The organism is Salinisphaera sp. G21_0 (genome assembly GCF_017744115.1).
Taxonomy (GTDB): Bacteria; Pseudomonadota; Gammaproteobacteria; order Pseudomonadales; family Endozoicomonadaceae; genus Endozoicomonas.
In genome coordinates this window covers 74691-99138 of sequence record NZ_JAGHQW010000020.1, presented here as the reverse complement: position 1 = coordinate 99138, position 24448 = coordinate 74691, and the positions used below count along the sequence as shown (strand labels likewise).

Annotated in this window: 23 protein-coding genes; 9 read left to right on the top strand and 14 right to left on the bottom strand. The window is 48.2% G+C overall.

Annotation, left to right across the window (positions count from 1 at the left end):
* Positions 1 to 286 (top strand): transposase domain-containing protein (locus tag J7439_RS11265; protein ID WP_209201912.1); only part of this gene is annotated, 286 nt, incomplete at its 5' end.
* A 43-nt stretch (positions 287 to 329) separates the two neighbouring features.
* On the opposite strand, the gene J7439_RS11260 is transcribed toward J7439_RS11265, so the two are convergent.
* The 4 genes from J7439_RS11260 to glnK all read right to left on the bottom strand — a co-directional run bounded on the left by J7439_RS11260 (position 330) and on the right by glnK (position 3913).
* Positions 330 to 1376, bottom strand: a complete 1047-nt coding sequence (locus tag J7439_RS11260; protein ID WP_209201911.1) for a TnsB C-terminal domain-containing protein — start codon at positions 1374 to 1376, stop codon at positions 330 to 332.
* 199 nt (positions 1377 to 1575) lie between these two features.
* A complete protein-coding gene (locus J7439_RS11255; RefSeq protein ID WP_209201910.1) occupies positions 1576 to 2004 on the bottom strand; it encodes a TnsA endonuclease N-terminal domain-containing protein in 429 nt (142 codons plus the stop codon).
* A gap of 179 nt (positions 2005 to 2183) precedes the next feature.
* The gene (locus J7439_RS11250; protein WP_353623046.1) at positions 2184 to 3434 is read right to left on the bottom strand and encodes an ammonium transporter AmtB; all 1251 of its coding nucleotides are present in this window, start codon (positions 3432 to 3434) and stop codon (positions 2184 to 2186) included.
* A gap of 140 nt (positions 3435 to 3574) precedes the next feature.
* Entirely contained in the window at positions 3575 to 3913 is a 339-nt protein-coding gene (glnK, locus tag J7439_RS11245; protein WP_101744935.1) for a P-II family nitrogen regulator, read from the bottom strand.
* Between the two features lie 714 nt (positions 3914 to 4627).
* Here glnK and J7439_RS11240 point away from each other — a divergent pair.
* The 4 genes from J7439_RS11240 (at position 4628) to J7439_RS11225 (ending at position 8549) form a co-directional block, all read left to right on the top strand.
* Positions 4628 to 5083, top strand: a complete 456-nt coding sequence (locus J7439_RS11240) for a YybH family protein (RefSeq protein ID WP_209201909.1) — start codon at positions 4628 to 4630, stop codon at positions 5081 to 5083.
* Positions 5084 to 5114: 31 nt separating this feature from the next.
* Positions 5115 to 6101, top strand: a complete 987-nt coding sequence (locus J7439_RS11235; RefSeq protein WP_209201908.1) for an MBL fold metallo-hydrolase — start codon at positions 5115 to 5117, stop codon at positions 6099 to 6101.
* Between the two features lie 72 nt (positions 6102 to 6173).
* Positions 6174 to 6467 carry an accessory factor UbiK family protein gene (locus tag J7439_RS11230; RefSeq protein ID WP_209201907.1) on the top strand — a complete coding sequence of 98 codons (294 nt, stop codon included), beginning with the start codon at positions 6174 to 6176 and terminating at the stop codon, positions 6465 to 6467.
* Positions 6468 to 6605: 138 nt separating this feature from the next.
* Complete coding sequence (locus J7439_RS11225) at positions 6606 to 8549, top strand: hypothetical protein (protein WP_209201906.1); 1944 nt, start codon at positions 6606 to 6608, stop codon at positions 8547 to 8549.
* Between the two features lie 409 nt (positions 8550 to 8958).
* Here the strand turns inward: J7439_RS11225 and J7439_RS11220 are convergent, their stop codons facing one another.
* Positions 8959 to 11922 (bottom strand): hypothetical protein, encoded by a 2964-nt coding sequence (locus J7439_RS11220; protein WP_209201905.1) that lies wholly within the window; start codon positions 11920 to 11922, stop codon positions 8959 to 8961.
* Between the two features lie 268 nt (positions 11923 to 12190).
* Between J7439_RS11220 and J7439_RS11215 the strand changes: the two genes are divergently transcribed.
* Positions 12191 to 13711: a YifB family Mg chelatase-like AAA ATPase gene (locus J7439_RS11215; RefSeq protein ID WP_209201904.1), complete on the top strand. Its 1521-nt coding sequence runs from the start codon at positions 12191 to 12193 to the stop codon at positions 13709 to 13711.
* Between the two features lie 47 nt (positions 13712 to 13758).
* On the opposite strand, the gene J7439_RS11210 is transcribed toward J7439_RS11215, so the two are convergent.
* From J7439_RS11210 to J7439_RS11185, 6 genes are all read right to left on the bottom strand, one after another.
* Entirely contained in the window at positions 13759 to 14115 is a 357-nt protein-coding gene (locus J7439_RS11210) for a hypothetical protein (protein ID WP_209201903.1), read from the bottom strand.
* Between the two features lie 436 nt (positions 14116 to 14551).
* Positions 14552 to 16015, bottom strand: coding sequence for a PTS glucose transporter subunit IIBC (gene ptsG / locus J7439_RS11205; protein WP_209201902.1), 1464 nt, complete (start codon positions 16013 to 16015; stop codon positions 14552 to 14554).
* 409 nt (positions 16016 to 16424) lie between these two features.
* Positions 16425 to 17084, bottom strand: coding sequence for a YiaD family glycine zipper/OmpA-like lipoprotein (locus J7439_RS11200; RefSeq protein ID WP_209201901.1), 660 nt, complete (start codon positions 17082 to 17084; stop codon positions 16425 to 16427).
* A gap of 34 nt (positions 17085 to 17118) precedes the next feature.
* Complete coding sequence (locus J7439_RS11195; RefSeq protein ID WP_209201900.1) at positions 17119 to 17760, bottom strand: MBL fold metallo-hydrolase; 642 nt, start codon at positions 17758 to 17760, stop codon at positions 17119 to 17121.
* Positions 17761 to 17941: 181 nt separating this feature from the next.
* The gene (locus tag J7439_RS27085; protein ID WP_353623045.1) at positions 17942 to 18295 is read right to left on the bottom strand and encodes an RING finger domain-containing protein; all 354 of its coding nucleotides are present in this window, start codon (positions 18293 to 18295) and stop codon (positions 17942 to 17944) included.
* Between the two features lie 68 nt (positions 18296 to 18363).
* The gene (locus J7439_RS11185; RefSeq protein ID WP_209201898.1) at positions 18364 to 18618 is read right to left on the bottom strand and encodes a hypothetical protein; all 255 of its coding nucleotides are present in this window, start codon (positions 18616 to 18618) and stop codon (positions 18364 to 18366) included.
* 378 nt (positions 18619 to 18996) lie between these two features.
* Here J7439_RS11185 and J7439_RS11180 point away from each other — a divergent pair, with 378 nt between their 5' ends.
* On the top strand, positions 18997 to 20223 hold the full coding sequence (locus J7439_RS11180; RefSeq protein WP_209201897.1) for a dicarboxylate/amino acid:cation symporter: 1227 nt from the start codon (positions 18997 to 18999) through the stop codon (positions 20221 to 20223).
* A 15-nt stretch (positions 20224 to 20238) separates the two neighbouring features.
* Here J7439_RS11180 and ribH read toward each other — a convergent pair whose 3' ends face one another.
* Together ribH and bioA are read right to left on the bottom strand one after the other, a co-directional pair.
* Complete coding sequence (gene ribH / locus J7439_RS11175; protein ID WP_209201896.1) at positions 20239 to 20724, bottom strand: 6,7-dimethyl-8-ribityllumazine synthase; 486 nt, start codon at positions 20722 to 20724, stop codon at positions 20239 to 20241.
* Positions 20725 to 20805: 81 nt separating this feature from the next.
* Positions 20806 to 22095 (bottom strand): adenosylmethionine--8-amino-7-oxononanoate transaminase, encoded by a 1290-nt coding sequence (gene bioA, locus J7439_RS11170; RefSeq protein WP_209201895.1) that lies wholly within the window; start codon positions 22093 to 22095, stop codon positions 20806 to 20808.
* 244 nt (positions 22096 to 22339) lie between these two features.
* Here bioA and J7439_RS11165 point away from each other — a divergent pair, with 244 nt between their 5' ends.
* On the top strand, positions 22340 to 23206 hold the full coding sequence (locus J7439_RS11165; RefSeq protein ID WP_209201894.1) for a 6-carboxytetrahydropterin synthase: 867 nt from the start codon (positions 22340 to 22342) through the stop codon (positions 23204 to 23206).
* Here the strand turns inward: J7439_RS11165 and J7439_RS11160 are convergent.
* On the bottom strand, positions 23178 to 23420 hold the full coding sequence (locus J7439_RS11160; RefSeq protein ID WP_209201893.1) for a DUF2061 domain-containing protein: 243 nt from the start codon (positions 23418 to 23420) through the stop codon (positions 23178 to 23180). The two genes, J7439_RS11165 and J7439_RS11160, sit on opposite strands and share 29 nt — an antisense overlap.
* A 150-nt stretch (positions 23421 to 23570) precedes the next feature.
* On the opposite strand from J7439_RS11160, the gene J7439_RS11155 reads away from it, so the two are divergent.
* Positions 23571 to 24245 carry a hypothetical protein gene (locus J7439_RS11155; protein ID WP_209201892.1) on the top strand — a complete coding sequence of 225 codons (675 nt, stop codon included), beginning with the start codon at positions 23571 to 23573 and terminating at the stop codon, positions 24243 to 24245.
* Positions 24246 to 24448 lie beyond the last annotated feature (203 nt).

Sequence of the window (24448 nt, the reverse complement as noted above, 5' to 3'; positions counted from 1 at the left end):
AAAACTGGTCGTGTACTGTGAAGATGGCGACCTGAATATCAGCAATGCAGCGGCGGAAAATGCTATTCGCCCCTTTACTCTTGGTCGCAAGAACTGGCTTTTTGCTGATACACCAAAAGGTGCCAGAGCCAGCGCCATCTTTTACAGCCTGATCGAAAGTGCAAAAGCCAATGGCCTGGAGCCTTTCGAATACCTGAACCACATTTTAAAAGAGCTGCCTTATGCGGACACGGTTGAGAAACTGGAGCAGCTTCTACCCTGGGCAGTGAAGGCATCTCAAGAATAAGCTGATCTGGTAGGGTTGGCTATTACGCTGGTTAAATTGGCGCTTACAAAACAAATACCTCTGGACACCCATAACAAGCCCAATCATTCTCGATGAATGGGTATTTTTCCTTTATATACTGTTTATCTTCAAGAATATTCCTTATCAATTTGATCAGAACAATAAAATCAGGGTCACGAAATGAAATATATGCACCGACAATAGATCTTGAATATTCATCGACTGCAAGAGTAAGCCATGGACGGCCAAGAGGGATTAGAGTTTCGGAGTCGATTACGAACAAATCAAGTTTGGTGTGGTCAACGCAGACTCTTTCCATGACTCTTTCTGTCACGACACCATCTTTCACACTATTGTATTCGATATCAGCTTTTCGCTTTCCGCGTCTGCTTTTGGCTATTTCATACGGTGCAACTTTTTCCAGACGTCCAAGAAAACTTCTGTAGCTGGGTATGACCAGCTTATCATCTTCGTGACGAATACTATTAGCTTCAACGATGTACTCTTCCAAACGATCATATGCGTCCTTTGCATCAGGACGGAGCTCATTCTGATAATAGGTAATGGCTTTTTGTATACATTCATCGACTTCTTTTTTCAGGCGACTTTTTCTATTTCCTTTTTTACGGTTAGCAGGATACAAGCCTAAGATTGAATAGTTTGCCTGAACGTACTGTTTGTGCCAACGCCATATTGTTAACCAGCTTGGGGGCTTTGGGTCCTGAAGCTCAACTGCGATATCGGGTATCAGGTTTTCAATGTAATTCGGACTCCAATATTGAACGCCCCGATTTATAAGACCTGTAACATATTTATATCGCCGAAGTGATTCAGCCCTTACTTCTTCAGGGAAGGACATTAAATCTGCTGCTAACTTTTTGTCTTCATCTTCCGATGAGTGGATGAAAGTAAGCCTGCCTTTGGACAAGACGCTTTGCAATTCCTGCAAGGTTAATTCTATGGTTCGGCTCTCAACAAGCAAACTATCCAGCTGAAAAGTTTCACCTTCCCGGGAAGCAAGAATGTACTCATGAGTCTTTCCTTCCAAGGACTCAATCCGAACTTTTGCACCTTCAATAAAGCGGTTCATAGTGTTTTCTGAATTAACGAGTTGCTGGTTAAAGGTGTGTCATCAAGGCTGCAAACTGGAGTTAGTGCTCCTCTGGCTAAAAGGTCATAAATAATCGGGTAGCAAACCTTATTGTCTATAGATAAGACTTTACTGACATCAAAGATAGATAGCTGCTGATAGCGGTTAAAAATTTCTAATATCTCGCAGTGCTTGATAGTCAATTCAGAGTCAGTTCTGTATTTGTGCAAAGCCTTAAATTCCGCAGAAGTGGCTCACGCTTAATATCTGAATCTTTCAGCAAAGTCAGCGGTACACCCATTGCTTCAGCCGCTTTTTGCTTACACTCAAAAGTATCTTGAAACTTATATGTGGAAGCCCTGTCTGCAGGTTTTACTTCAAGGTAGCTGTCTTTATTATGCTGATCTGTAAGTTTGAAATCAGGCGTGTACTTGCCTTTGCGGCGATATTCCTGATATTGATATCCAAGGGGTTGGGCTTCAAAGGCAGCGACGGAACTTAGATATTCGAGATGGTAACAAGCACCAAACTCGTTGCCCGACTCAACTCTGAAGTGCTTTCCCGACTTTATACTATTGAAGCCATAGATGTGTTTTTTGGTAGACTTTCCAAGCTTGCGTGGTTTCATAACTGAACGACTCTGGTAACCTGATATCAGGTTAGACCAGAGTCGTTGGTTTACAAGTTATGATGAAAAAAGCTTTTCACTTTATGCTGTTTTTATTTTCACTATATGCGGTTGATTTACAACTTATTCATCAACCGACAGACATCAACGTAGTTGTTTGATGTCAGTTCTTACATTTCTCAAGACTTGCTGGTGAACTCCGGATACGCTTCCATACCACACTCAGTAAGGTCAGCGCCTTCGTACTCTTCTTCTTCGGAGATACGCAGCCCCATGATCACCTTGATCACACCCCAGACTACCAGGGAAGCACCAAACACCCAGGCGAAGATACTGCCAATACCCAACAGCTGAGCACCCAGGGTAGCGTCGCTGTTGGTCAGAGGTACCGCCAGCAGACCCCAGATACCCACTACACCGTGAACAGAGATGGCACCCACCGGATCATCAATACGCAGTTTGTCCAGCGCCAGGATAGAGAAGACAACCAGGGCACCACCAACAGCACCGATCAGCGTTGCACCCAGGGCAGTTGGCGTCAGCGGTTCTGCGGTAATGGCAACCAGTCCAGCCAGGGCACCGTTCAGAGCCATAGTCAGATCAGCCTTACCAAACAACAGTCTGGCAACGATCAGTGCAGCAATAACACCACCGGCGGCACCTGCATTGGTGTTGACAAAAATCTGGGCAACAGCGTTAGCATTTTCCACATCGGCAATCTTCAACTGAGAGCCGCCGTTGAAACCGAACCAGCCCAACCAGAGGATAAAGGTACCCAGAGTAGCCAGTGGCAGGTTAGCACCAGGCATGGCATTAACAGCACCGTTGGACGCATACTTGCCTTTCCGGGCACCCAGCAGCAGCACACCAGCCAAAGCAGCAGAAGCACCCGCCATGTGAACCACTCCGGAACCGGCAAAATCCTGGAAGCCAGCTTCATTCAGGAAGCCACCACCCCATTTCCAGAAACCCTGTACCGGATAGATGAAGCCCGTCATAAAGACCGCAAACAGCAGGAAGGCCCACAGTTTCATGCGCTCAGCAACGGCCCCGGAAACGATGGACATGGCAGTAGCTACGAAGACCACCTGAAAGAAGAAGTCAGAACGCAGAGAGTAGTAAGGTGCATCTTCACCACCACCCAGCACCGACTCGACGCTGTTCTCAGTGCCCAGCAGCGTGCCGAACAGAGGCATGATGCCGCCTTCGTTAGCCCCCGGATACATGATCTGATAACCACAGAGCAGGTACATGGTGCAGGCAATGGCAAACAGGGCAATGTTCTTGGTCAGAATTTCAACGGTGTTCTTGGAGCGCACCAGACCGGCTTCCAGCATGGCAAAGCCAGCGGCCATCCACATGACCAGTGCACCACACATCAGGAAATAAAAAGTGTCGAGCGCATACGACAGCTGAGTTATATCTTCCACGGGACCCCTCCCAGTAAAATTCACATCTTTTTTATCTTTCTTTACAGCTCAGGGCTGTATTTAGCTCAAGGCTGTATATCACTGATACTGCTCGGCGATGTCATCAGTGGCTGCTGATGAGTCATGCCTTTGACTGGCACTTAAATAGCGTCGATGCCAGTCTCTCCGGTACGGATCCGAATAGCCTGCTCCAGAGAGGTCACGAATATTTTTCCGTCACCGATTTTGCCGGTATTGGCGGCATTGGAAACTGCTTCAATCACCTGATCCAGCAGGTCATCCGAGATAGCCACTTCAATCTTTACCTTTGGCAGAAAGTCCACAACATACTCGGCACCGCGATACAGTTCGGTATGGCCTTTCTGGCGACCAAAGCCCTTGACCTCCGTCACAGTAATACCCTGAACGCCGATATCAGAAAGCGCTTCCCGCACGTCATCAAGCTTGAATGGCTTGATAATGGCTGATACTAACTTCATGCATTATTCTCCTGGCTCTACTTAATATTCATCCGGGAGGGGTGACCTGGATGCGACAGCTTCCAAAGTCTACGCTTTTCCCTTTGTGTTACAACCGTCTGTTTTATTTCCCGGGCCTGTAAAAGGAAAAACCAACCCTGCCAGTCTTGATTTCAGGCATCCTGCCCGGCACTGGTTGAATGGTTACTCCTGTCCAAGCAGGCTCTGTGCCAGTTTTCAGCTATCACCATAAATGGGCATGATTGAAGGTTTCATGGACTCAAACAAGTACCGAAACAGGGTACGCACGCATTTGACGCACTAAAAACTTACTATTACCCAAAAATTACGCACCAGAACAGCGCACAGACCAATAAATCCTGCCAGCCAGACTTGGTGCAGAAGAGTTTATACAAACAGAGTCTTGTAATAGTCAGACCTGGCCAGTCCACTGAAAAGGCTTGGCCATTTTATCAGTAGTGTTTGTCACTTGTCGTTTAGTATCTGTATTGATTGCTCACATATAAGAAAAATCACTACTATCGTCAGTGATAATCACATTTTTCACAGTATTCACCCCCGGTTTTTTGGTTATTTTTTCGAGTTGAGTAGATGAGTCTGAGCGTATCTTACCCGGGGATACGCCCAATCAGCGCCGGACGGCAAAGTGCCTTTACCAAACCGGCGGCATATGATAAATCCTACTGGCAAATAATAAGGCTGGGAAAAATACCGATGGCAAATGATATACGCAATGTACTGCACACCTTTAATGATGCGTTTTCCAATCAGCGTCTGGATGAGGTCATGAACTATTTTGCCGATGAGTGTGAATTTCGGGAGATGAATGGCCATACTGCCCGTGGCAAACAGCAGGTGCGTAAAGCCATTCACTTTGCCTTCAGCGGCGTGTACGGCAAACTGACTTTTATTGAAAAAAGCATGCTGATTGATGAGCAAAAGAAAACCGCCAGTTTTGCCTGGTATTGCCAGCACGATATGCTTCCAGTAGAAGGCATGTCGTTTACCAAAAAATTGATTGCCACATTGATCAAACTTCGGTTTGGCCAATCGTTTCATTGGGAAGGCATGGACTATTTTGTGTTTGATGACGATTTAAACATTGTCAGCAAACAAAGTTATGGCCGTGCGGTGATACCTAAATTTGTCCGGGGTGTTGCTCCGCGCTAAATTGATTAACAAAATAACATGGGTAGCTGCGGTGAATCGCTCAAAAAAACATCATCTGCCGAATGGCGGCTTTCGCAATAACGATGCTATGCAAATGCATCATCGCTCGTTATGGAACATCTTGAAATGGAAAATCACTGAGGCCCTGCCAGAGAAGGTTTCTATTCCGGTGGTTGAGGATGATTATTCGGTCTTTGAGAATTCCGATAAATCCCTGACCAGCTGGATTGGTCATGCGACCTTTTTAATTCGCCACCAGAGTATGAATATCATTACCGACCCACACTTTTCTGAACGAGCGTCTCCTGTACAGTGGGCTGGCCCCAGGCGTTACTCGCCACCGGCGATCGATATTGCTGCCCTGCCCCATGTGGATGTGGTGGTAATTTCTCACGACCACTACGACCATCTCGATCGAAACTCAGTATTGGCCATTCAGAAAAAGCAAAAAGACAATCCCCCCCTGTTTATGCTGCCTCTGGGTTTAGGCCAATGGTTCAGCAAACATGGTATAGCTAACTGGGTCGAACTGGACTGGTGGGAATCCCATACCCATCGCGGCTGGACATACACGGCAGTGCCTTGTCAGCACTTCAGTGGCCGTTCAATATTTCCGGATCGAACGCTCTGGTGTGGCTGGGTATTTGAAGCGGCGGCGGAAGCAGCTGAACCGGGTAAACGCTTTTATTTTGCCGGGGATACTGGCTACAGTTCAGATTTTAAAGCCATTGGGGAGCACTTCGGCTACATGGATATGGCCATGGTGCCGATTGGTGCCTACGAGCCACGCTGGTTTATGAAAGAGATCCATGTCAATCCGGAAGAAGCCGTGCATATCCACAACGATGTTGGCTCACGCCTGTCGCTGGCGATGCACTGGGGCAGCTTTATGCTGACCAATGAGCCAATGTTGCAACCACCGGAAGATTTGCAGCTCGCCAAACAGCAGTATGGCGTTGCCGATAATGACTTTATTGTGATCAAACCCGGGAAGATTACTGCTTTATTTGAGCAATAATAAGTTCCGGATCGTTACCTTGCTACTATTGCGGTATCCTTCTCTTTTCTGACCATCAGCCAAGCGATAACCATGATCGATAAAGCCGCCTTAATTAATACTATCGCCGCCAAAGCCGGTGAACTCTTTAACGGTGACAAAAGCCAGACCCGGGAAGATATCGAAAAAAATATCAAGGCACTGGTGGGCAGTGCCCTGTCAAAACTGGAGCTGGTCACCCGTGATGAGTTTGATACCCAGATTGCTGTTCTGAAGCACACCCGTGAGCGCCTTGAAGCGCTGGAAAAAGAGATGGAAGCATTTAAAGCAGAACAAGAAGTGCCGGAAGACAGCAGCAACGATGACCAGCATAGCGCTGATCATTAATCACTCAAGATTCCGGGCAGAAGTTGATACCCACAAATGCAGCTTCTCCTTAGTGGCTCTGTCGATATTTAATCCCGGGATGTTGCGATTGTTGCTATTTTTCCTGAACAGCCTGAGTCACCTTGGGGGGTTAAGATTATGCAACCGACAGCAGGGTTAAAGACCAGTACCGATGTCGATACAGCGGGCAATGAAATCAAGCCTGAAGTAGTCCGTGATATGGCTCGCTTTGATCACCGGTGGGTTCACGTCCCCCAGGTAGTGTTCGCCAAAATCGCCAGCTATTTATCAATCAGCGATATCAATAATTTTGGGCAAGCATCGCCGACAACGGGCGATCGTCTGTGGTCATGCGGCCTGACAGAGGTCCATTACTTCCTCTCCCTGACCAGGCAAAGGCAGTCTTCGTGTCAGGCAATGATTCAGTCCAGTCAGCAACTCCTTGAGCACCTCAGGACGTTGTCCATATTTTCTGTTCGACACTTCCCTGCGCAACTGGGCCCGGCTTTTTACTCATTTTATGCCAACCATTTGCGCCAGCAGATTCTTGATGGGACTGCACTGAACCTTATACCCAGTGGCAGCATAAATTTTAAACCCTATTCGCATAAACTACTGCGTAATCATATTCCCATCCTCATCAATAGGAAGGCGGATAATTACACTGATATTCTGGCTCTGGATCATGGTCACTGGGTCAGGAAAGCTGAAATCAAACACGATAATTTTGCCTGGTTTGCTCATCAGCATGCCGACCATATTTTATTTGTCCCGCAATCGGTAACCGGTACGTGGTCGGAACTTTATCGCTACCCTTACTGGAGCGGCGAAGAGCATTTACTGTCTGTTTATGAATGCAGGAATGGTGAGTGGGTTGAGCAACAGCAACTGACAACGGGTGACGTTTTTCCTAAACATAATGACAAGCATATGAGTAAGATATACCTGTCACCTGATGCCAGGTCAGTGGTCTGTTTTAACTCGTGGTACACGGGTGCTATTCTCGGTCATGGTGCTGATGGCCAGTGGGTCAATAGAGGCAACATTGATACACCTCATAATCGTAATTTGCTGTTCAGTGCCGACAGCAAACATCTTGTGCTTTATGATGAAGCATACTTTACGATAATGAGCCAGGCAGACGATGAATCCTGGTCACAAACGGGCAATATTACGGTTGAAGATCGTGCTGAAGACCTGAAACTCACATCCAACGCGGAGGAAATGATCCTGTGTGAGTTTCCTCTGAAAGTGTTATTCAGCCCGGACAACCGCCATTTTGTCATATATTTTGACGATGATCATGATGATGAAGATGCTATTGAGCGAGATTATTTCTTTGCCATCATTGTGGCCCTTGATCCGGAAGGGCAGTGGCGTGAAAAAAAGAGAATTATTAAAACCTGCAAGCACCGATTTGATTGGTACTATCTTAAACCCAATTTCAGCCCCGATGGTCAGCTTCTGATCTTCAACTCTGAATATAGTTTGGATATCTGGGAATTAAATACTGACGACCAATGGCTGCCCGCTGTTCAGGAGAAGGACGAATACGGCGGTGGTACGATTCATTTTTCTGCGGACCCCTGTGAATTCATCAGACAAATGGGGCGGTTGAGCGTAACAATCTGGCGCAAGGCGGCGTCCGGAATATGGGGCAAGGCAGAGACATTCCCGGCTGAGTCCGTGACAAAAATCAGTCCCAACGGTGAAACCATTGTGTTTAACGATCCTGCGGGCCATACGGATATCTATCAGCGTAAACCTGTTGGTGAACTTTGCGCTGAACCCGCCGGTGAGTGGGTCAGGCAACGCATCGAATTTTCCGTCACAAACGTAGGTTTCAATCAAGAAGGCTACCTGCTGGCTGTGGTTCCTAAAACGGATTCGGACAGCCTGATTCTGTTCGGGTTGACGGCAAACGGGAGTTGGCTGGAAAGGAGCCGTTTGCAAACAGAAAAAAGTATTTGGGAATTTTGCTTCAGCCCGTGCAGCCGCACCATTCAAGTCTCCAGTTTTCAGGAGTTCACCGGTTTGGTTGTTTCCTTCTGGCAGATCATGCCCGATACAGACTCATGGTAGGCTGACCAGGATTTAACTGACCTACTGCGGTTGATTTGAAGTTCCCTTGGATCTGGCAAATTTATTAGAGCCTGAATGCTCCCTCGCAATGGTGATTTTTTTGTGCCATTTCAAGTCATAAATGCATAACCCATGGCTTCTCTTGCATCTACTCCGGTTAGTTCCTTGAAAAATTATTAACATTCATCGACATCTGCTTTCTCCATGAACGATTAATGAATAACTGAGTTTAGATCATTGAATAACCACAACATTAGCGAGACTTGCATTCCTCACAAAATGAGCCTGTGCAATGAGATAGTAATGTGCTGCCTCGATAAACCACTGAGTAATGACAGAGTTTTGACAAGAATATGTCCTTAATGCTCTTAAGAGACTTCAGAAGAAAAAAGATGGTGTGGCCGATTAGTCAAATTCTTGGGTGTCTTTGATTTTCTTTATTTTTGCTCAGCTCAACAGCCAGCACCGCAGCGACCTGATAAAGGCCCCGAATCAGCAGTGTCAACCCAAACTGACCATGATTATTTCCAAGGTTATCCTGGCCATTACTGGTGAAATCCTCTGGATATTGGTATCGGCGTAAATTAATTTTCTGATCCGGGTAGACTTCCGGTGGATAACACCTGTTTTCATTAATACTGCGGGCAAAACAATCAGAATTCAGATTCTGCCGGGCAGTCCATAATGTGGTTTCTGCCGTGGTTTTTTCCAGCCATTGCTGAAAGATTTCCGGCGATTCAAAATACTCTGCGGTTTTCACCGACCTGCCGACCAGGCCGGATAAAAAGGCCCCGATGGCCTGATCAATAAAAGCACCGAGTTTTGCCCGGCCTTTAGCATCCTTATAATGGTAATCTGAGTCATCCCGGTGCATTCTGGCGTAATGAAGCACCGCTGCCACCATATTTTCACAAAAAGCGTTCATGAATGCCGCACGCTGATCAAAGCCTGGTGGCATAAAAGCAGTAGTATCTGCGGCATCAAAATAGCTGGTGATTCCGGGGTAAAATTCCATATCGCCAATGTCCCTTAAACCGGAGTAACCCCAATCCGATTCATCAGTAGCCTTGCTGTCCCAGGCAGTTAATGCTCCGGGAAATGCCCGGGCATTGTTAAACATAAAACAGAGAAACAGCTCTCGACGGTTCTCTTTAAACGAATGGTACGCCTGAATCGTGGAAGTGTGCACTGCGCCCAGGCTGCTCCACACCCCCAAGTCATAACTGGCTTTAATCAAGCCCTGCTCTGCGCGGGTGCTGTTACCGTCAGGGTCTTTCTGATGAGCCAGTGTGCTGTAATCCTGATTGCGTGTAGTGAATTGATACATCAGATAACAACACCGGCTGCCCAACGCCACCGTTTCCAGCCTTGAACGAAAGTCGGCAAAAATTTCTTCAGGCATCAGTTCAACCGGTACCAGCTTCAACCCGACAGGCCTCGGTACTTCACTTTTCAGCGATCCCCCAAGCCGGCGGTGGTTCCAGACAAAACGGTGGACTGCCTCTTCCCGGAAAAAATCTTTCAATGGCTCCCCGCAGCGCAGAAATTTCATGCGGGATATCTTCGTACGGGTGTTCATCATTAACGCCCGTCCCCCATAAACAGTACAATTCGCGGATAACGGCTTCGTCAATACTGGCAACTGCGCCTGGTGCAGTCTCTGTTTCTGCTGGCAACAGTGCTGTTCAATGGCTTTCTGAAGCGCATGCCCCATGGCAAGGTTGCGCAGGGCAAACGGAGCACTGCTTAATAAGGCTTTCTGCAAAAATATACTGCTGGAAAACTTTAGCTCATCATAAGGTCGCTGCTCCAGCGGTTCCAGCAAAATGTATCGATGCATTATCGGCTTGCCCTGCTGTCGGCAGGACAATGGCATACAGGTATCCCCTCTGGCTACCATTGCCTGGCGAATGTCCTGTGGGAGATATTGAGGGGCAACGGCCAGCAATAAATCATAAGGTAGCTGGTGGCGAAGGGGTTCAGGCACATGCTTTATGGTTTCTGAATTTGGCTCGACAGCCTCAAGGGCCAAACAACAGACGTCCATGGTTCTTAAGGGAGCTGGAATTTTTTTCAGGGAGTATAAGCCACTGCAGGCCGCCAGGAACAGAAGATCGGGATGATCCTGAAATTTTTTTTCTGGCACAGAGCAGTTAGAGGGGGAGATTCTCAGTATGCGCCGATATAAGTCCGCAGTTCGCAACGACTCAGGAAAAGAATCATCTGTATCACCTGCCCTTGCTGCCCTCTCGACCCATTCAGGATGAGCACGCATCAAGGATGGGGGGCATCCGGCAATGGAGTCAGGCCATTTATCCAGATATCGTCGGCAAAAATCTTCTGTTTTTGCAGAATCAGGCAATTGCAGCAGGAGCGAAGAACTCCATTTTTTGTTAAAAACCTCATTGGCCAGCTCCGGGTGCTCCAGGAATATTTGGCGAGGGATAAATTCAAACTGATTCACCAGGTCAGTTTGCCTGATAGCCTTGACGCAGCGCTGATAAGTACGTAAAGAACGGGGAATATCCTTCAAATCAGTAATTCCCAATTGATCAATCAGCTGATCTGCTACCGATTCTGAAATAGAGTCGCAGAGAAAGTTTAATTTCTGTACTGCCATTGAACATAATTCGGGGTAAAACGTCGCACAAGGATTCACAAACTCAATTAATTTGGGATTTTTTTTGATCGCCTCCAGGCACAGGGGATAATTTTGATGCTCGGGGGGTACATATTTCAGGGTATCCGGACAAGTCGCCACCAGATTAGGAAACTGAACTGACCGGACATAATCAGAGGCAATATTGACTGGAAGAGCACCGATCCGAAGGCAAAATTTATTAAACGAACGGGTTTTCAACCGGGCCGGGAGATTTTGATAAAACCACTCCAGCCCGATTTTTTTTTTCAGACACTCCCGGGCAAGTGCTTCAGTGATTGCAGCCGGAGGCAAATCCTGGAGATACAATTCATAGTCGTTGACCAGGTCAGCCGTCAGCACACTCTTCAGAACCTCTGTCCGGGTATGTTGAAGCACCCAGGCTCTATTCAGCCAACTGGAAAATTTCATCCTTTGGTTAAACTCTTCTTTACTGGTTATTTCATCTGGAAACTGTAAATAACAGGCAAGCAACTGACGTTGATGGTCAGATACAGGGCGGGAAGGACCATCAATAAAAGGGTCAGCAGAAGGTTGAATAGCAACAGAGCGAGGTAGCCCGGGTTGTTTAGCCTCTGTTGATTTCAGTAACCCCGCAGTGGATGAAAATGCCTTCTGTATTACTCCCGCTCCAACTTCGGCTGAAGCGACATTGGAAAAGGCAGAAGCCGTGATGAACCAGTGATTGTCGCTATCATCAGATGAACTGGACACCGCTGTTTGCGTATCTTTTTTTTGTTTCTTCGCTGGTAAAGCACTACTGCAACAGTCAACGGTATTCATAATTCGACGCTTATAAAAAAATTATTTTTTTATCCACCTGGATGCTGTAAATGTAAACTTTTATTCGATCTGACTATTATGATGAAAAGAAGTTCCTGATTATCATTGTTGAATGTTTGAATGGCGCAAATTACACAGTAACTCTCTCATAAGCTGCTATCTTTGACTTTTAACGTTGTTTAATCGGTCAATAATAACAATGCCTTCAACACTGGCGCAGGTTTACACCCGGGCAAATCAGGGCATACGTGCACCTGCGGTTTCGGTAGAAGTCCATCTTTCTCAGGGCCTGCCCGGTTTGAATATTGTTGGTCTGCCGGAAGCGGCAGTTCGCGAGAGTAAAGACCGGGTACGCAGTGCACTTATTAATAGTGGCTTTGAATTCCCTGACGGGCGCATCACGGTGAATTTAGCGCCGGCCGACCTTCCGAAAGAAGGCGGCCGATTTGACCTGCCCATTGCCCTGGGCATTCTGGTGGCTTCCGGACAACTGCCGGGTGAGGCTCTTGAGGATAGAGAGTTTCTTGGTGAGCTGGCGCTTTCTGGCCACCTTCGCCCTGTCCGAGCGGTGCTTCCTGCTTCATTAGCCTGCAAAGACATCAACAGGGCATTGATTCTTCCTGAGCAGAATGCATCTGTTGCCGCCATGGTCAGCAGTGTCACGATTATTGGCACCCGCAGTCTCCCGGAGGTTTGCGCTTTCCTGCTGGACAAGACACCAATTGAACCGGCAAAACCCGACCGAAACAGTTTTAAAACAAACTATCCAGACCTGGCAGATGTACGAGGGCAGGAGCAAGCCAAAAGAGCGTTACTGATTGCGGCTACCGGCTCGCACCACCTGCTCCTCTTTGGTCCACCCGGTACCGGGAAAACCATGCTGGCCAGTCGTCTGCCCGGATTGCTGCCACCGCTGACAGAGAGCGAAGCCCTTGATGTGGCCGCGATACATTCACTGACATCCAGCTCCATGGACACCCTCTGGCAGCGCCCTTTTCGCACACCGCACCACTCCTCTTCATCGGTTTCCCTGGTGGGCGGTGGCAGCATACCGCAACCGGGGGAGATCTCTTTTGCCCATCATGGTGTTCTGTTTCTGGATGAAATGCCTGAGTTTACCCGCGCAGCCCTGGAAATACTCAGAGAGCCCCTGGAAAACGGTGAGGTAGTCATCACCAGAGCCAAAGGTCAGGAGCGTTTTCCGGCCCGATTCCAGCTGGTCGGTGCCATGAACCCATGCCCCTGTGGTTACCTGGGTGACAGTCAGCGATCCTGTCAGTGTTCACCGGACCAGATCAGACGCTACCGAAACAAATTATCCGGGCCATTACTGGATCGTATTGACCTTCAGATTGAGGTGCCGTCCCAGACTATCCAAACCATGATGGAGCCTGCTGTTCAGAACAACGATGAAACAGGTTCAGAACAGCTGAGAGAGCTGGTGATCAAAGCCCGGAAAAAACAGCAGGCCAGACAGGGAAAAATCAACTGCCAACTGTCGTCCAGGGAGCTGTTTGAAGTCTGTGCACTGGGCGAAAAGGAGAAAGAGCTGATTACCAGGGCATCCGCACAACTGCAAATATCAACCCGAGGGCTGCATCGGATTTTACGAGTGGCCAGAACCATAGCCGACCTTGCTGGCAGTGCCTCGGTGCTAAGCCCACACCTGGGAGAAGCCCTGCAATATCGGCAATTGGATCGTCAGTCCCCAGGAGGCTGACCGAGAATAGTTTTTCACCAATCATCCTCTGCTGAAATTACCCAACCTTATAAACGGTAAACCTCTTGCCAATTTATGGGATTCCCTACGGGATCCTCGCCAATATTGCTAATGTAATAGTTTGCTAAGAATTGATAACTGTATGTCTGCTTATTACAGAGAACAAGATCATTTAACTTTCGCAAATGAATACAACACTCTTCAGATATCCCTTCCCGGGATATCTCAGCCGGTAGTTCGGGTATCTCATTGAACGGAACAACATTTAATTCAAGAATCCGTACAAACTCCGGCTTACTCTCCTCCACAGAAGCCTGTTGGCCGACACCGGCCCTTTCCCAGATCATGTTCGCCATCAAGCCCTCAATAACTGCATCGGTCATCTGCTGGCGGTCATTATCCATAGCGTTTTCGGGCATGCACTCTGAGACAAGTTGAGCTATATGCCGGTTACGTAGCTGAGGCTCATTACGAAGATCTATACGAAGCGGTGCCCGGCCGGGAACCACCAGGTCATATATTTCTGGCTGACGCACACAGCACGGACAGAAAATCCTTTTTATACGCCGCATAAAACCTGAGCCTCTTTGCTCAGAACGCCCTTGAACTAACTCCTCACGAGACCTGCCCTGTGCAGGCCAAAGGTCATAACTTGCGGCTCTTGCCTCCATGGAAATCGCTCCTCTTAACTTCTAGGTCATAAATTTTGTTCTTAACCGACCATTAGACACCACAAACCGGTAATTTATCCCTCTTGCCAATAAAAAAAACCGTGCCCACAATAAACGTGGGCACGGCTGCAAAGACAATCATTTACTGCTCTTTTATCGAGCTTAACTATCAGGCCAGGGCCAGTTCGCCGGTTTCCGGAGCCTGACCACTTTTCATCAGCTCCTTCATCTCGGTCTTGATCTGATCAGAACGTGGACCAAAGATGGCCTGCATATTCTGGCCTACCACCAACACAGCTGTGGCACCCAGAGCCTTGATGGCTTCAACATCCACACTCTCTGGCTTATCCACAGTGACGCGCAGACGGGTGATACAGGCATCAATGCTCTTGATATTGCGCTGACCACCAAAAGCGATGAACAGTTTTCTGGCCAGCTCACTGCCAACTTCTGCAGTATTCGCGGCTTCTGCTTCCTGTTCACGACCCGGTGTGCGCAGGTTGAACATCTTGATGGCAAGCGTGAAGACGGTGTAATACAGCGCCGCGTAAGCCAGGCCCCACACCAGAATCATGGCTGGTTTGGTACCAATGCTGAATGACAGGGCATAGTCAATCAGACCGTGGGAGAACGAGCCGCCCATTCTGATTTCGAAGAAGTTGGTGATCACAAACGCGATACCCGCCAGCAGTGCGTGAATTCCGTACAGTATTGGCGCAACAAACAGGAAGGAGAACTCGATAGGCTCAGTAATACCGGTCAGGAAAGAGGTCAGGGCCGCAGACAGCATAATACCGCCCACCACTTTCTGGTTTTCGGTTTTCGCACTGCGCCACATGGCAATCGCCGCCGCTGGCAGACCAAACATTTTGAACAGGAAGCCACCCGCCAGGAAGCCTGCAGTCGGGTCACCGGCAAAGAAACGTGGAATGTCACCATTCACCACAACGCCAGAAGCAGTGACAAACTCACCCATCTGAGACTGGAAAGGTACGTTCCAGATATGGTGCAGACCAAATGGAATCATCAGACGCTCGATAAAGCCATAGACAAAGCCCATGGTCACAGGATTACCTTCAACCGCGTAATTACCAAAAGCATCAATGGCATTACCGATTGGTGGCCAGATAAAGCTCAGCGCCACACCCATCACGATGGCAGCAAAAGCGGTGATAATCGGCACAAAGCGCTTGCCCGCAAAAAAGCCCAGGTACTCAGGCAGCTGGATCTTATAGAAGCGGTTGAACATGACCGATGCCAGAATACCCATCAGGATGCCACCAAACACACCGGTATCAATAGAAGCGATACCCATGATGGATTTGGTTTCGATACCCAGGGTGTTGGCCATAACCCCCATGGTAGCGAGCAGAACCACATAGCCTACAATCGCTGCCAGAGAAGAAACACCATCGTTATCTGTCAGGCTGAGTACCACGCCAATAGCAAACAGCAGAGGCAGATTACCAAAAACAGCACCCCCCGCCTGAGCCATGATATGGTTCAAGAGTTCAGGAAAGATTGAAAAGTTTGCACTACCTACCCCCAGCAGAATACCGGCAGCGGGCAAAATTGCCACGGGCAGCATCAGCGAGCGCCCGATTTTTTGTAGAAGGGAGAATGCTTTTTGCACCTATTTACCTTTTAATAGCCGTTTTTTAAAACAAGTATAAAAACGTTGCCAAGACAGTTCTTATCATCTCAATTTTGGCGCGGAATTCTGATGCATTTGCGCGCCTAATGAACTGACCTGGATCAAAAAACGACAGCCTTTCTGTTATCTAAAGACACTTTTTTATTATTCTTTTATAACAAGTTGAGCATATTCGAGCACCATACCGAAGTCGTTACCCAATTGGCTATTAGCAAGATAAGGTTGTCGCGAAAGTGACACAAACCTTAAACCAAAAAGGACACCAAGCTCACGAAATCATCTTTTCAAAGACTTCGTGCTCTTCGTGTCCTTTGTGGTTCCAAAAAAACGCTCTACCTAACGCGACAAACCCCTGTGCAATCTCCAGGCGGAGCTCCGACTCTTTTTTTTATCGCGGCTGGACGGGAAGAAGGTTGATTTCTACACGACGGTTTTTAGCACGGCCTTCAACGGTTTTATTGCTGCCAATAGGATCTGCAGAGCCACGGCCATAGGCAACAATGCGGTCACCACTGACACCCTGAAAAGCAATATAGTTAGCAACACTGTCAGCCCGGTCCTGGGAGAGAGGTACGTTTATCTTATCCCCTCCGGTACTGTCGGTATAACCAACCACTTCGATCATGTTACGGTCATACTCCCTGAACACTTTCGACACAGAACCCAGCACCGGGTAGAAAGCAGATCTGATATCAGATTTGCCGGAGTCGAAAGTGATATTGGATGGCATAATCAGTTTCAGCTCATCACCCTGGCGGTATACCTGTACGCCGGTTCCCTCCAGTTCTGCTCTCAGTACTCTTTCCTGTCGATCCAGATAATGGCCATAACCGGCTCCTGCCGCACCACCAATGAGGGCACCTTTCAGGGCACCATCACCACCATCGGCGATAGCACCAATAGCAGCACCCGCCAGAACTCCACCAAGGCCATACTTGGTTGACTTGCTGGCCTGTTGTTCACCGGTATAGGGATTGGTTGTCTGACAGCCTGCCAGCAAAGACCCCATCAACAGGGTGGCAACGGCAAATAATCTTTTCAATGGCATAATGGTTTTCCTTAGCAAATCAGCTCAAAGCTGCTTAGCCGCGAATAATACTATTTTCACGAATTTCTTCACCTATTGTGGTATCAGGACCATGTCCGGCGACCACAGTAGCTTCTTCGTCCAGCGTATAGAGTCTTTGTTTGATCGATCGTTCAATGGCTTTGTAGTCTCCGCCCCACAAGTCTGTTCGCCCAATTGACCGGCGGAACAGCGTATCCCCGGCGATCAGAAGCTTTGGCTGTTCAAACCAGAAACACATGGAACCGGGCGTATGCCCCGGAGTGTGCATGGCCACACCTTCACAGCACGGCAGTTCTTCATCATCTTTTAACCAGTAATCAGGATCTGGAACCGGGCTATAAGGAACACCGAACATACGGCATTGCATTTCAAGGTTGTCCCAGAGGAACTTATCCCCCTCATGGAGATAGATGGGCGCACCGGTCTGCTTTTTGATATCGCCACTGGCCAGGAAATGATCCAGATGAGCATGGGTATGGATAAGCGCGACAACCTGTAAATCCAGATCCCGGAGCTTTGCCATAATAATGTCAGGATCGCCACCGGGATCTACGACAAATGCCTTACGGGTGAGCGGATCACCAATAATCGTACAGTTACATTGCAGAGGCCCAACAGGGAAAGTCTGCCGGATAAAGGCTGGTTGGTTTGTCATTTGACCTTCACAGTAGTTTGCTATGTTCGGCCAAGATTCTAATATTATTTTTCTGTCGGGTCTTTCCCTGTTAACAATAATAAATTCTCGGCGAAAAGAAATAGACAAACCCGAAACAGCCGGGTGTTTCCATGATGTTTCAGGTTCCAAAAGAATTATTATCCCGGCTTTTCTATGTTTGTCACACTATCGTACACCAGCTGGTAACGGCAGGTGGGTTCTGCGTCGAATCGTCAGGAGCGGGTCTGTCAAGGCTTAGGGCAAGAGAGGTTAAAATCGCGTTCACCACTTGGACAGTCTTGGGATCACGTCCAATTTGTGTCATAAACAGTGAAATTGAATCCGGTAGCGGAGACCTGCAAATTGGGCATCTTGGGTTAACTTCACGGGATTTATCCAGGCACCATTTATGGAATCTATGTCCACACTGGGTGATAACCTGCATATCTGAGGTGGAATTCAGGCAAACTGGGCACTCGTTATTATACCCGGAGTTGGTCTGACAGGTTTGTATGGTTGGGTTTACTGCATTCATTATTGTTCCTCTTCCATCTCATGACTGGTCAGATCTGCAAAATAGGTTCTGCCTCGCTTCCAGAAGCCTTATTTTCTGCACCAGAGCCACTTATGCATCAGAGCCACACTGGCATTGACCAGACCAGCAGGATCAACCCGCAGAAATGCTTTCCGCCCAGGATGGGGAAAGTTCCATTCCTGAATGTACTCATCCGCATCATCTGAATCCTCTTTGGAAAAGCCTTCCGGGATCAGGGAATATTTATGATAGATCCATTCTTTTCGGGTCAGTCCGGGCCTTGGCTCAGCTATGGATAGTGAAAAGCGGATTTGTTTCAACACGTTACTACTCCTCAGTAATTCAGCAGGCGTCACTTTATGGAATCATTAGTGTTCAGCCCCACAGGCCTTTGAGGTAGGAAGTGTAGTCAAAAAAACACTGGTCATAAGTACCAAAAGAATATTCCACCGCAAAAATAATTGAGTGAAAAATTATTCATTAAATTAATAAAAGGAGTCAGTCAAACCGCCCCTTTAAAGCCAACCAAATAACAGTCAATCTGGCCAGGAATGAAGCTATGTGACTATGTAAATACCAAAACAAAATAATAACCCGTAAAAAACGTGTCTATTCTCAGGATTCAATCCAGTAGACAGACCCCAAAAGCTATGCAGCCAGGTAACAAAAACACGGAAAAACAACCCATTATAAATGGCACTATGATTCTACTCATAGCCGGACTATTCGGAGTTATCACAGGATGGCTTGACCTGAATGAAATCAATCAGGCCGGTGATGTGGTGTCCGACCTGTTTTTACGAATGCTGAAACTGATCAGCCTCCCCATTATCTTTTTTGCCCTGGTTTCCACTCTTTCCGGAATGGGCGAAGCGTCAGAGGTAAAACGCCTGGGTGGTCAGGTTCTGAAATACACGGTGATCACTACCCTGATTGCCGCTACTGTTGCCTTGGTCCTTTACTTATTCATTGCCCCGGCGGGAAAGGCTGGTGCATTAGCCGGAGCCTCCGAGCCTTCAGGCCCCTCTGGCAGTTATTGGTCTTATCTGCTTGGCGTGATTCCTGCCAGTTTTATCGAGCCCTTTTACACTCATAATGTGATGGGTGTGTTGTTTCTGGCCCTTCTGCTCAGTGCTGCCATTATGGTTCTGGAAAACCGGCACAAGGCTGTTCTGCATGCCTTTTTTGACAGTATGTTTGCAGCCATCATGAAGATGACCGGCCTGATCCTTAAACTTATGCCTCTGGCGGTCTGGGCATTTGTTAACCAGTTTTTCCACGATCTGCAGAGTCAGAAAATTCTCCAGGACCTTGGGCTCTATCTGCTGTGCGTGGTGCTGGCCAATATCGTACAGGCTGGCCTTATGTTGCCGCTGTTGCTGAAATTCAAAGGCATTTCTCCCTGGCAAACCATGAGAGCCATGTGGCCAGCACTAACCGTGGCCTTTTTCGCCAAATCATCGGCGTCGGCTCTGCCCTATGCGGTTGAGTGCGCTGAAAAAAACATGGGGGTTCAGAGCAAAGTGGCCCGTTTCAGCCTCCCTTTGTGCATTACTGTCAATATGAACGCTTGTGCTGCTTTCATATTGATAACGGTTCTGTTTGTTTCACAAAGTAATGGCGTCATGTTCTCACCCCTGGAGTTACTCTCATGGATCGTCATTGCCAGTATTGCCGCCATTGGTAATGCCGGTGTGCCCATGGGGTGTTATATGTTATCCAGCGCATTTCTTGCCGCGATGGGAGTGCCACTGCAACTGCTGGTTATTATTCTGCCATTTTATGCGTTGATTGATATGCTCGAGAGTGCCATTAACGTGTGGTCAGACTCCTGTGTAACCGCTATGGTGAACGCAGACCTGTCACCCGCTATGGATTTGGCAGAGGGAGAGAGCCAAGTGAATCACAATGGCAGTGATCCGACCTGAACTCAATAAGTTTTATCAAACTTTAATCTGGTTTATCCAGTGCAACAGTTCAGAAGTGGCGTAGACTGCCTCTACGCCTTTGTTCATGTGATCATCACCGGCTCTTTTTTGCGCGTCCTCAACGCTATCTACTCCGATCACTTCATTAATCACTGGTTTTCCGAAGCGTTCTGTGACATCCATAAAACCTTCAAATACACCATGAAGCACCATTTCATCGTGACTGGTGATCCCTTTCAGAACCACACCAAACGCCAGGATAGCATCCAGCTCAGGGTCTTTTTCAAACAGAATCCGTGCCGCAAGCGGCAGTTCCAGTGAACCCGGGACTTTGTGAATTGAGATATTCTCCGGCTTGACCTCCAGCGCCAGCAGCTCTTTTTGAGCCCGGTTAATCATGGCATCGACACAGTCACTGTGCCAACTGCTGCCGATAATCGCCAGCCGTGCATGGGGAATTTTGTGGAACTGTTCCGGGGTTTTAGGAAGGCCTGCGCCCATCAGGGATACTCCTTTAAGTAACGATTAAATAATAGTGTGAAAATGAAAGTTAGCTGGCTTCGGCTCTTGCGGCAAACCGGTTCAGTGGCTAACCCGATGAAGCACCCGACAAATAGCGCTACACAATGCTTTCAGCTCATCGCTGGAAATAACGTAGGGTGGCATCACATAAACCAGCTTGCCAAAAGGCCGGACCCAAACCCCCTCGGCAACAAACAACGGCTGGATTTGAGACATCACCACCGGTTCTTTCAACTCCACGACCCCAATACCACCCAACACCCGGACATCTGCAACAGCAGGCAGGTCATCACAAGGCATCAAGCCTTCCCTGAGCACTTGTTCAATCGCCGTCAACTGGCCACGCCATTCGCCTCTGGACAAGATCTCCAGGCTGGCATTACCGGCAGCACAGGCCAGTGGGTTGGCCATAAAGGTGGGGCCGTGCATAAACGGACCGTGTTCAGAAATGGTGTGGCTGACCTGCTCTGAACAAAGGGTTGCCGCCATCGTCATGTAACCACCCGTCAGAGCCTTTCCGACACATATGATATCCGGAACAACACCAGCATGTTCACAGGCAAACAGTTTGCCGGTGCGACCAAACCCCGTGGCAATTTCGTCATGAATCAGCAGAACTTCATAGTCGTCACACAGCTGGCGCAGACGCACCAGATATTCCGGGGAATAAAAATACATGCCTCCGGCACCCTGAACAATGGGCTCAATAATCACCCCCGCCAGCTGGTTTCCCCGTCGATCCAGGATCTGCCGCAATTCATCAATATGCCTCTCTTCAAAAGCTTCAGCAAAACGACACTCAGGGCGGGGGACAAAATAATGCTGAGGCAGAATTCCGGTAAACCAGTGATGCATGCCGCCATCAGGGTCACAAATAGACATGCCACCGGTTGTATCGCCGTAATACCCGCCCCTGACCGTCAGCATCTTATTTTTTTCAGGTCGTTCCCGGGCAATCCAGTATTGCATGGCCATTTTGATTGCGACTTCAACAGCCACAGAGCCGGAGTCGGCAAAAAACACCGTTTGCATCGGTTCCGGTGTCATGGCCACCAGCTTTTTCGCCAGATCAATCGCCGGTTTATGGGTCAGGCCACCAAACATAACATGGGAGAAATCATCAATCTGATGCTTCAGTGCTGCATTCATTTCAGGATGGTTATAGCCATGCACCATGCACCACCAGGAAGACATGCCATCAATAACCCGGCGACCATCATTCAGGTGCAAATAGACACCTTCGGCCCCAACCACCGGGAACATACCCACCTGATTAATGGTCTTACTGTAGGGGTGCCAGATATGTTCGGCATCAAACACCAGTTCTTCCGGGGTTATAACAGGGCTCAAGCCTGACTCCTTTTGATACGTATTGACCTTTCTGCCAGGAGAAGATAATCGCGGGGCTGTTCTGTAGCAAGCGTAAACAGCACTTTATACCCATCAAATTCATCAGGTCCATATATGGGCATGAGATCGCTTATGGCTGTTTTCGGGATCCTGGCCTACTCTGCCCCTGTGGATAATTTGAATAACTCGTTCCAAAATCAGATGATTTTCAAATCTATTCACCGCTATTGACTGTGGAAGTAATATGCAAGCTCTTTTCGTAAACCAGCTTACTACCCTGGACTTCAGTTACCTCTGTCCAACTCGAGGACTGGTGGGTGAAACCTGGCTTGTGGATGTGGTGCTGGGTGGTGAGCTTGATCAACAGGGCATGGTGTTTGATTTTGGCCATGTAAAGAAACAGGTTAAAGCCTTACTGGACAGCCTGTCGGATCACCGCCTTCTGGTTCCCCTGAATGCAGAAGCAACTTCCATTACCCATAACAAAGATCAGTTAATTGTCAGCTTCAAATCACGTCATGGGGTGATTACCTGTTCAGCACCGGCACAGGCTGTATTGCTGGTTGATGCCGAAGCGATCACTCCGGAGTTAATCACCCCCTTTCTGGAGGATGCCATACAACAGGAGCTGCCAGACAATGTTACCAGGGTTGAACTCAGGTTATACCCTGAAGAAATTGGCGGGGCTTACTATCACTACAGCCATGGGTTGAAGAAACACGATGGGGATTGCCAGCGGATTGCCCATGGCCATCGCTCACAGATTCGGGTTTTTGTCGATGAACAACGGGATCAGGCGCTGGAGGCATGGTGGGCAGCAAAGTGGCGTGACATCTATGTAGCCACAAAAGAGGATCTAAAGGACTCTTTCACTGACAATAATCTGGATCATTACCGATTCAGCTACACGGCCAAGCAGGGTTACTTCGAACTCAGCCTGCCAAGTGCTCACTGTTATATCATCGATACCGATTCCACGGTTGAACTGCTTGCCAGCCATATTGCCCACTCTCTGGCTGAGCGAAAGCCGGGTAAAACCATCCGGGTCGTCGCTTTTGAAGGTCTGAATAAGGGAGCTATTGCTATGCATTCAGAGCCTTCAACTGATTGAGTGCCTTCAGCGGGTTGAAAGCCTTGTCGACAGGCTTTGGGCTGGCCTTTTCAGATCGATTCCAGACCTTTTCGTGAAAATAATAAGCCACTGTATTCACGGCAGGCTCAACCATCGCCAGGGCACCACCGATCATTACATCCCCGGTCATCAGGTAGCCTACTGAAAACGCAACACAAAAGTGGACTGCTGCAAAAGAAACTGTTTTAGCCACGGTGTTCTCCGGCCTTGATAATCATTTTGTCGTTGTTGGCTTTATTCTATGAGAACGATTCTCAACTATAAAAATAAAACAATACAAACAAAGTGATAGAAAAAAACTATCAACTAATCTTTAGGTAATGGCCAAAAAGGAGAACGTGCTATGTCGTCGTCACTGACGGATCAGATCAATAACCGCCCATTCCAACCCGACCCTGTTAAAGACCCGCAGATAGGCCCATCAGTTCAGGCGGCTGCCGAAGATAAAGTTGAAACCAGCTATACCAACCAGCTGACTGAGCTCCCCAAAATGCTGGAGATGGATTTCGATAAAGTAGAAAACCTGTTGGCCAACCTGTCGGCTGCCAACCCATTTCGCCCGGATATGGCGCTTGGCAAGCAGCCCGAAGTGGCCGTTATCGATGCCAGTAATAGTGTTCAAGAAGCCCCTGTCGCCCCGGTTGGCGCTGCGGTGGATGCAAGCCAGGTTAGCCAACTGAAGCAAGTGAATGCCGCTCTGGCAGAGTATGATGTGCGACTTCAGCAGGTATTTGATGCAATGGCACTTTCCCGTTCAGGGGTAAAACCGGACCTGCAAAACATGGGAACAGAGTATGAGCGCCTGATGACCTTTGTCCGTCAAACGGAATACCATTTAACTCAAGCGATCAAACTGATCCCAGAGACACTCCCGGAAAATACCGGTGAGTCAATGGCTCAGTTAATGCCCGAGTTCAGCCAAAGCCTGGTTCGCTATGACAGTGAGTTTCAGCAGATCTTCGGTGCTATTCAGCATGAATTAAAGCAGGCAGAAATTGCCAGCAAGCGCTTTCGCTGAGCCTGTAAAGCCACTCTCTGCTGAGAGTGGTTCCAACTCCTTTCCTCTCAACGCCATAACCCCCTCGTGAATGAAGTTCTTCCGGGAAATGCATGCATCGATAACAAGTCCGAAAAAACCAGAGATCCGGTCATGCTGAGGCTAGTACGATCGTTTGCCAGCACTGCTGCTCTTGTCGCTGTCTGACTCAGTCATGTGGTTAC

Bases quoted from the DNA above. Each gene is read 5' to 3' on its own strand.
- J7439_RS11260 (WP_209201911.1), bottom strand. From the start codon at position 1,376: ATGAACCGCTTTATTGAAGGTGCAAAAGTTCGGATTGAGTCCTTGGAA.
- J7439_RS11255 (WP_209201910.1), bottom strand. From the start codon at position 2,004: ATGAAACCACGCAAGCTTGGAAAGTCTACCAAAAAACACATCTATGGC.
- glnK (WP_101744935.1), bottom strand. From the start codon at position 3,913: ATGAAGTTAGTATCAGCCATTATCAAGCCATTCAAGCTTGATGACGTG.
- J7439_RS11240 (WP_209201909.1), top strand. From the start codon at position 4,628: ATGGCAAATGATATACGCAATGTACTGCACACCTTTAATGATGCGTTT.
- J7439_RS11230 (WP_209201907.1), top strand. From the start codon at position 6,174: ATGATCGATAAAGCCGCCTTAATTAATACTATCGCCGCCAAAGCCGGT.
- J7439_RS11225 (WP_209201906.1), top strand. From the start codon at position 6,606: ATGCAACCGACAGCAGGGTTAAAGACCAGTACCGATGTCGATACAGCG.
- J7439_RS11215 (WP_209201904.1), top strand. From the start codon at position 12,191: ATGCCTTCAACACTGGCGCAGGTTTACACCCGGGCAAATCAGGGCATA.
- J7439_RS11210 (WP_209201903.1), bottom strand. From the start codon at position 14,115: ATGGATAATGACCGCCAGCAGATGACCGATGCAGTTATTGAGGGCTTG.
- J7439_RS11200 (WP_209201901.1), bottom strand. From the start codon at position 17,084: ATGCCATTGAAAAGATTATTTGCCGTTGCCACCCTGTTGATGGGGTCT.
- J7439_RS11195 (WP_209201900.1), bottom strand. From the start codon at position 17,760: ATGACAAACCAACCAGCCTTTATCCGGCAGACTTTCCCTGTTGGGCCT.
- J7439_RS27085 (WP_353623045.1), bottom strand. From the start codon at position 18,295: ATGAATGCAGTAAACCCAACCATACAAACCTGTCAGACCAACTCCGGG.
- J7439_RS11180 (WP_209201897.1), top strand. From the start codon at position 18,997: ATGATTCTACTCATAGCCGGACTATTCGGAGTTATCACAGGATGGCTT.
- ribH (WP_209201896.1), bottom strand. From the start codon at position 20,724: ATGGGCGCAGGCCTTCCTAAAACCCCGGAACAGTTCCACAAAATTCCC.
- J7439_RS11165 (WP_209201894.1), top strand. From the start codon at position 22,340: ATGCAAGCTCTTTTCGTAAACCAGCTTACTACCCTGGACTTCAGTTAC.
- J7439_RS11155 (WP_209201892.1), top strand. From the start codon at position 23,571: ATGTCGTCGTCACTGACGGATCAGATCAATAACCGCCCATTCCAACCC.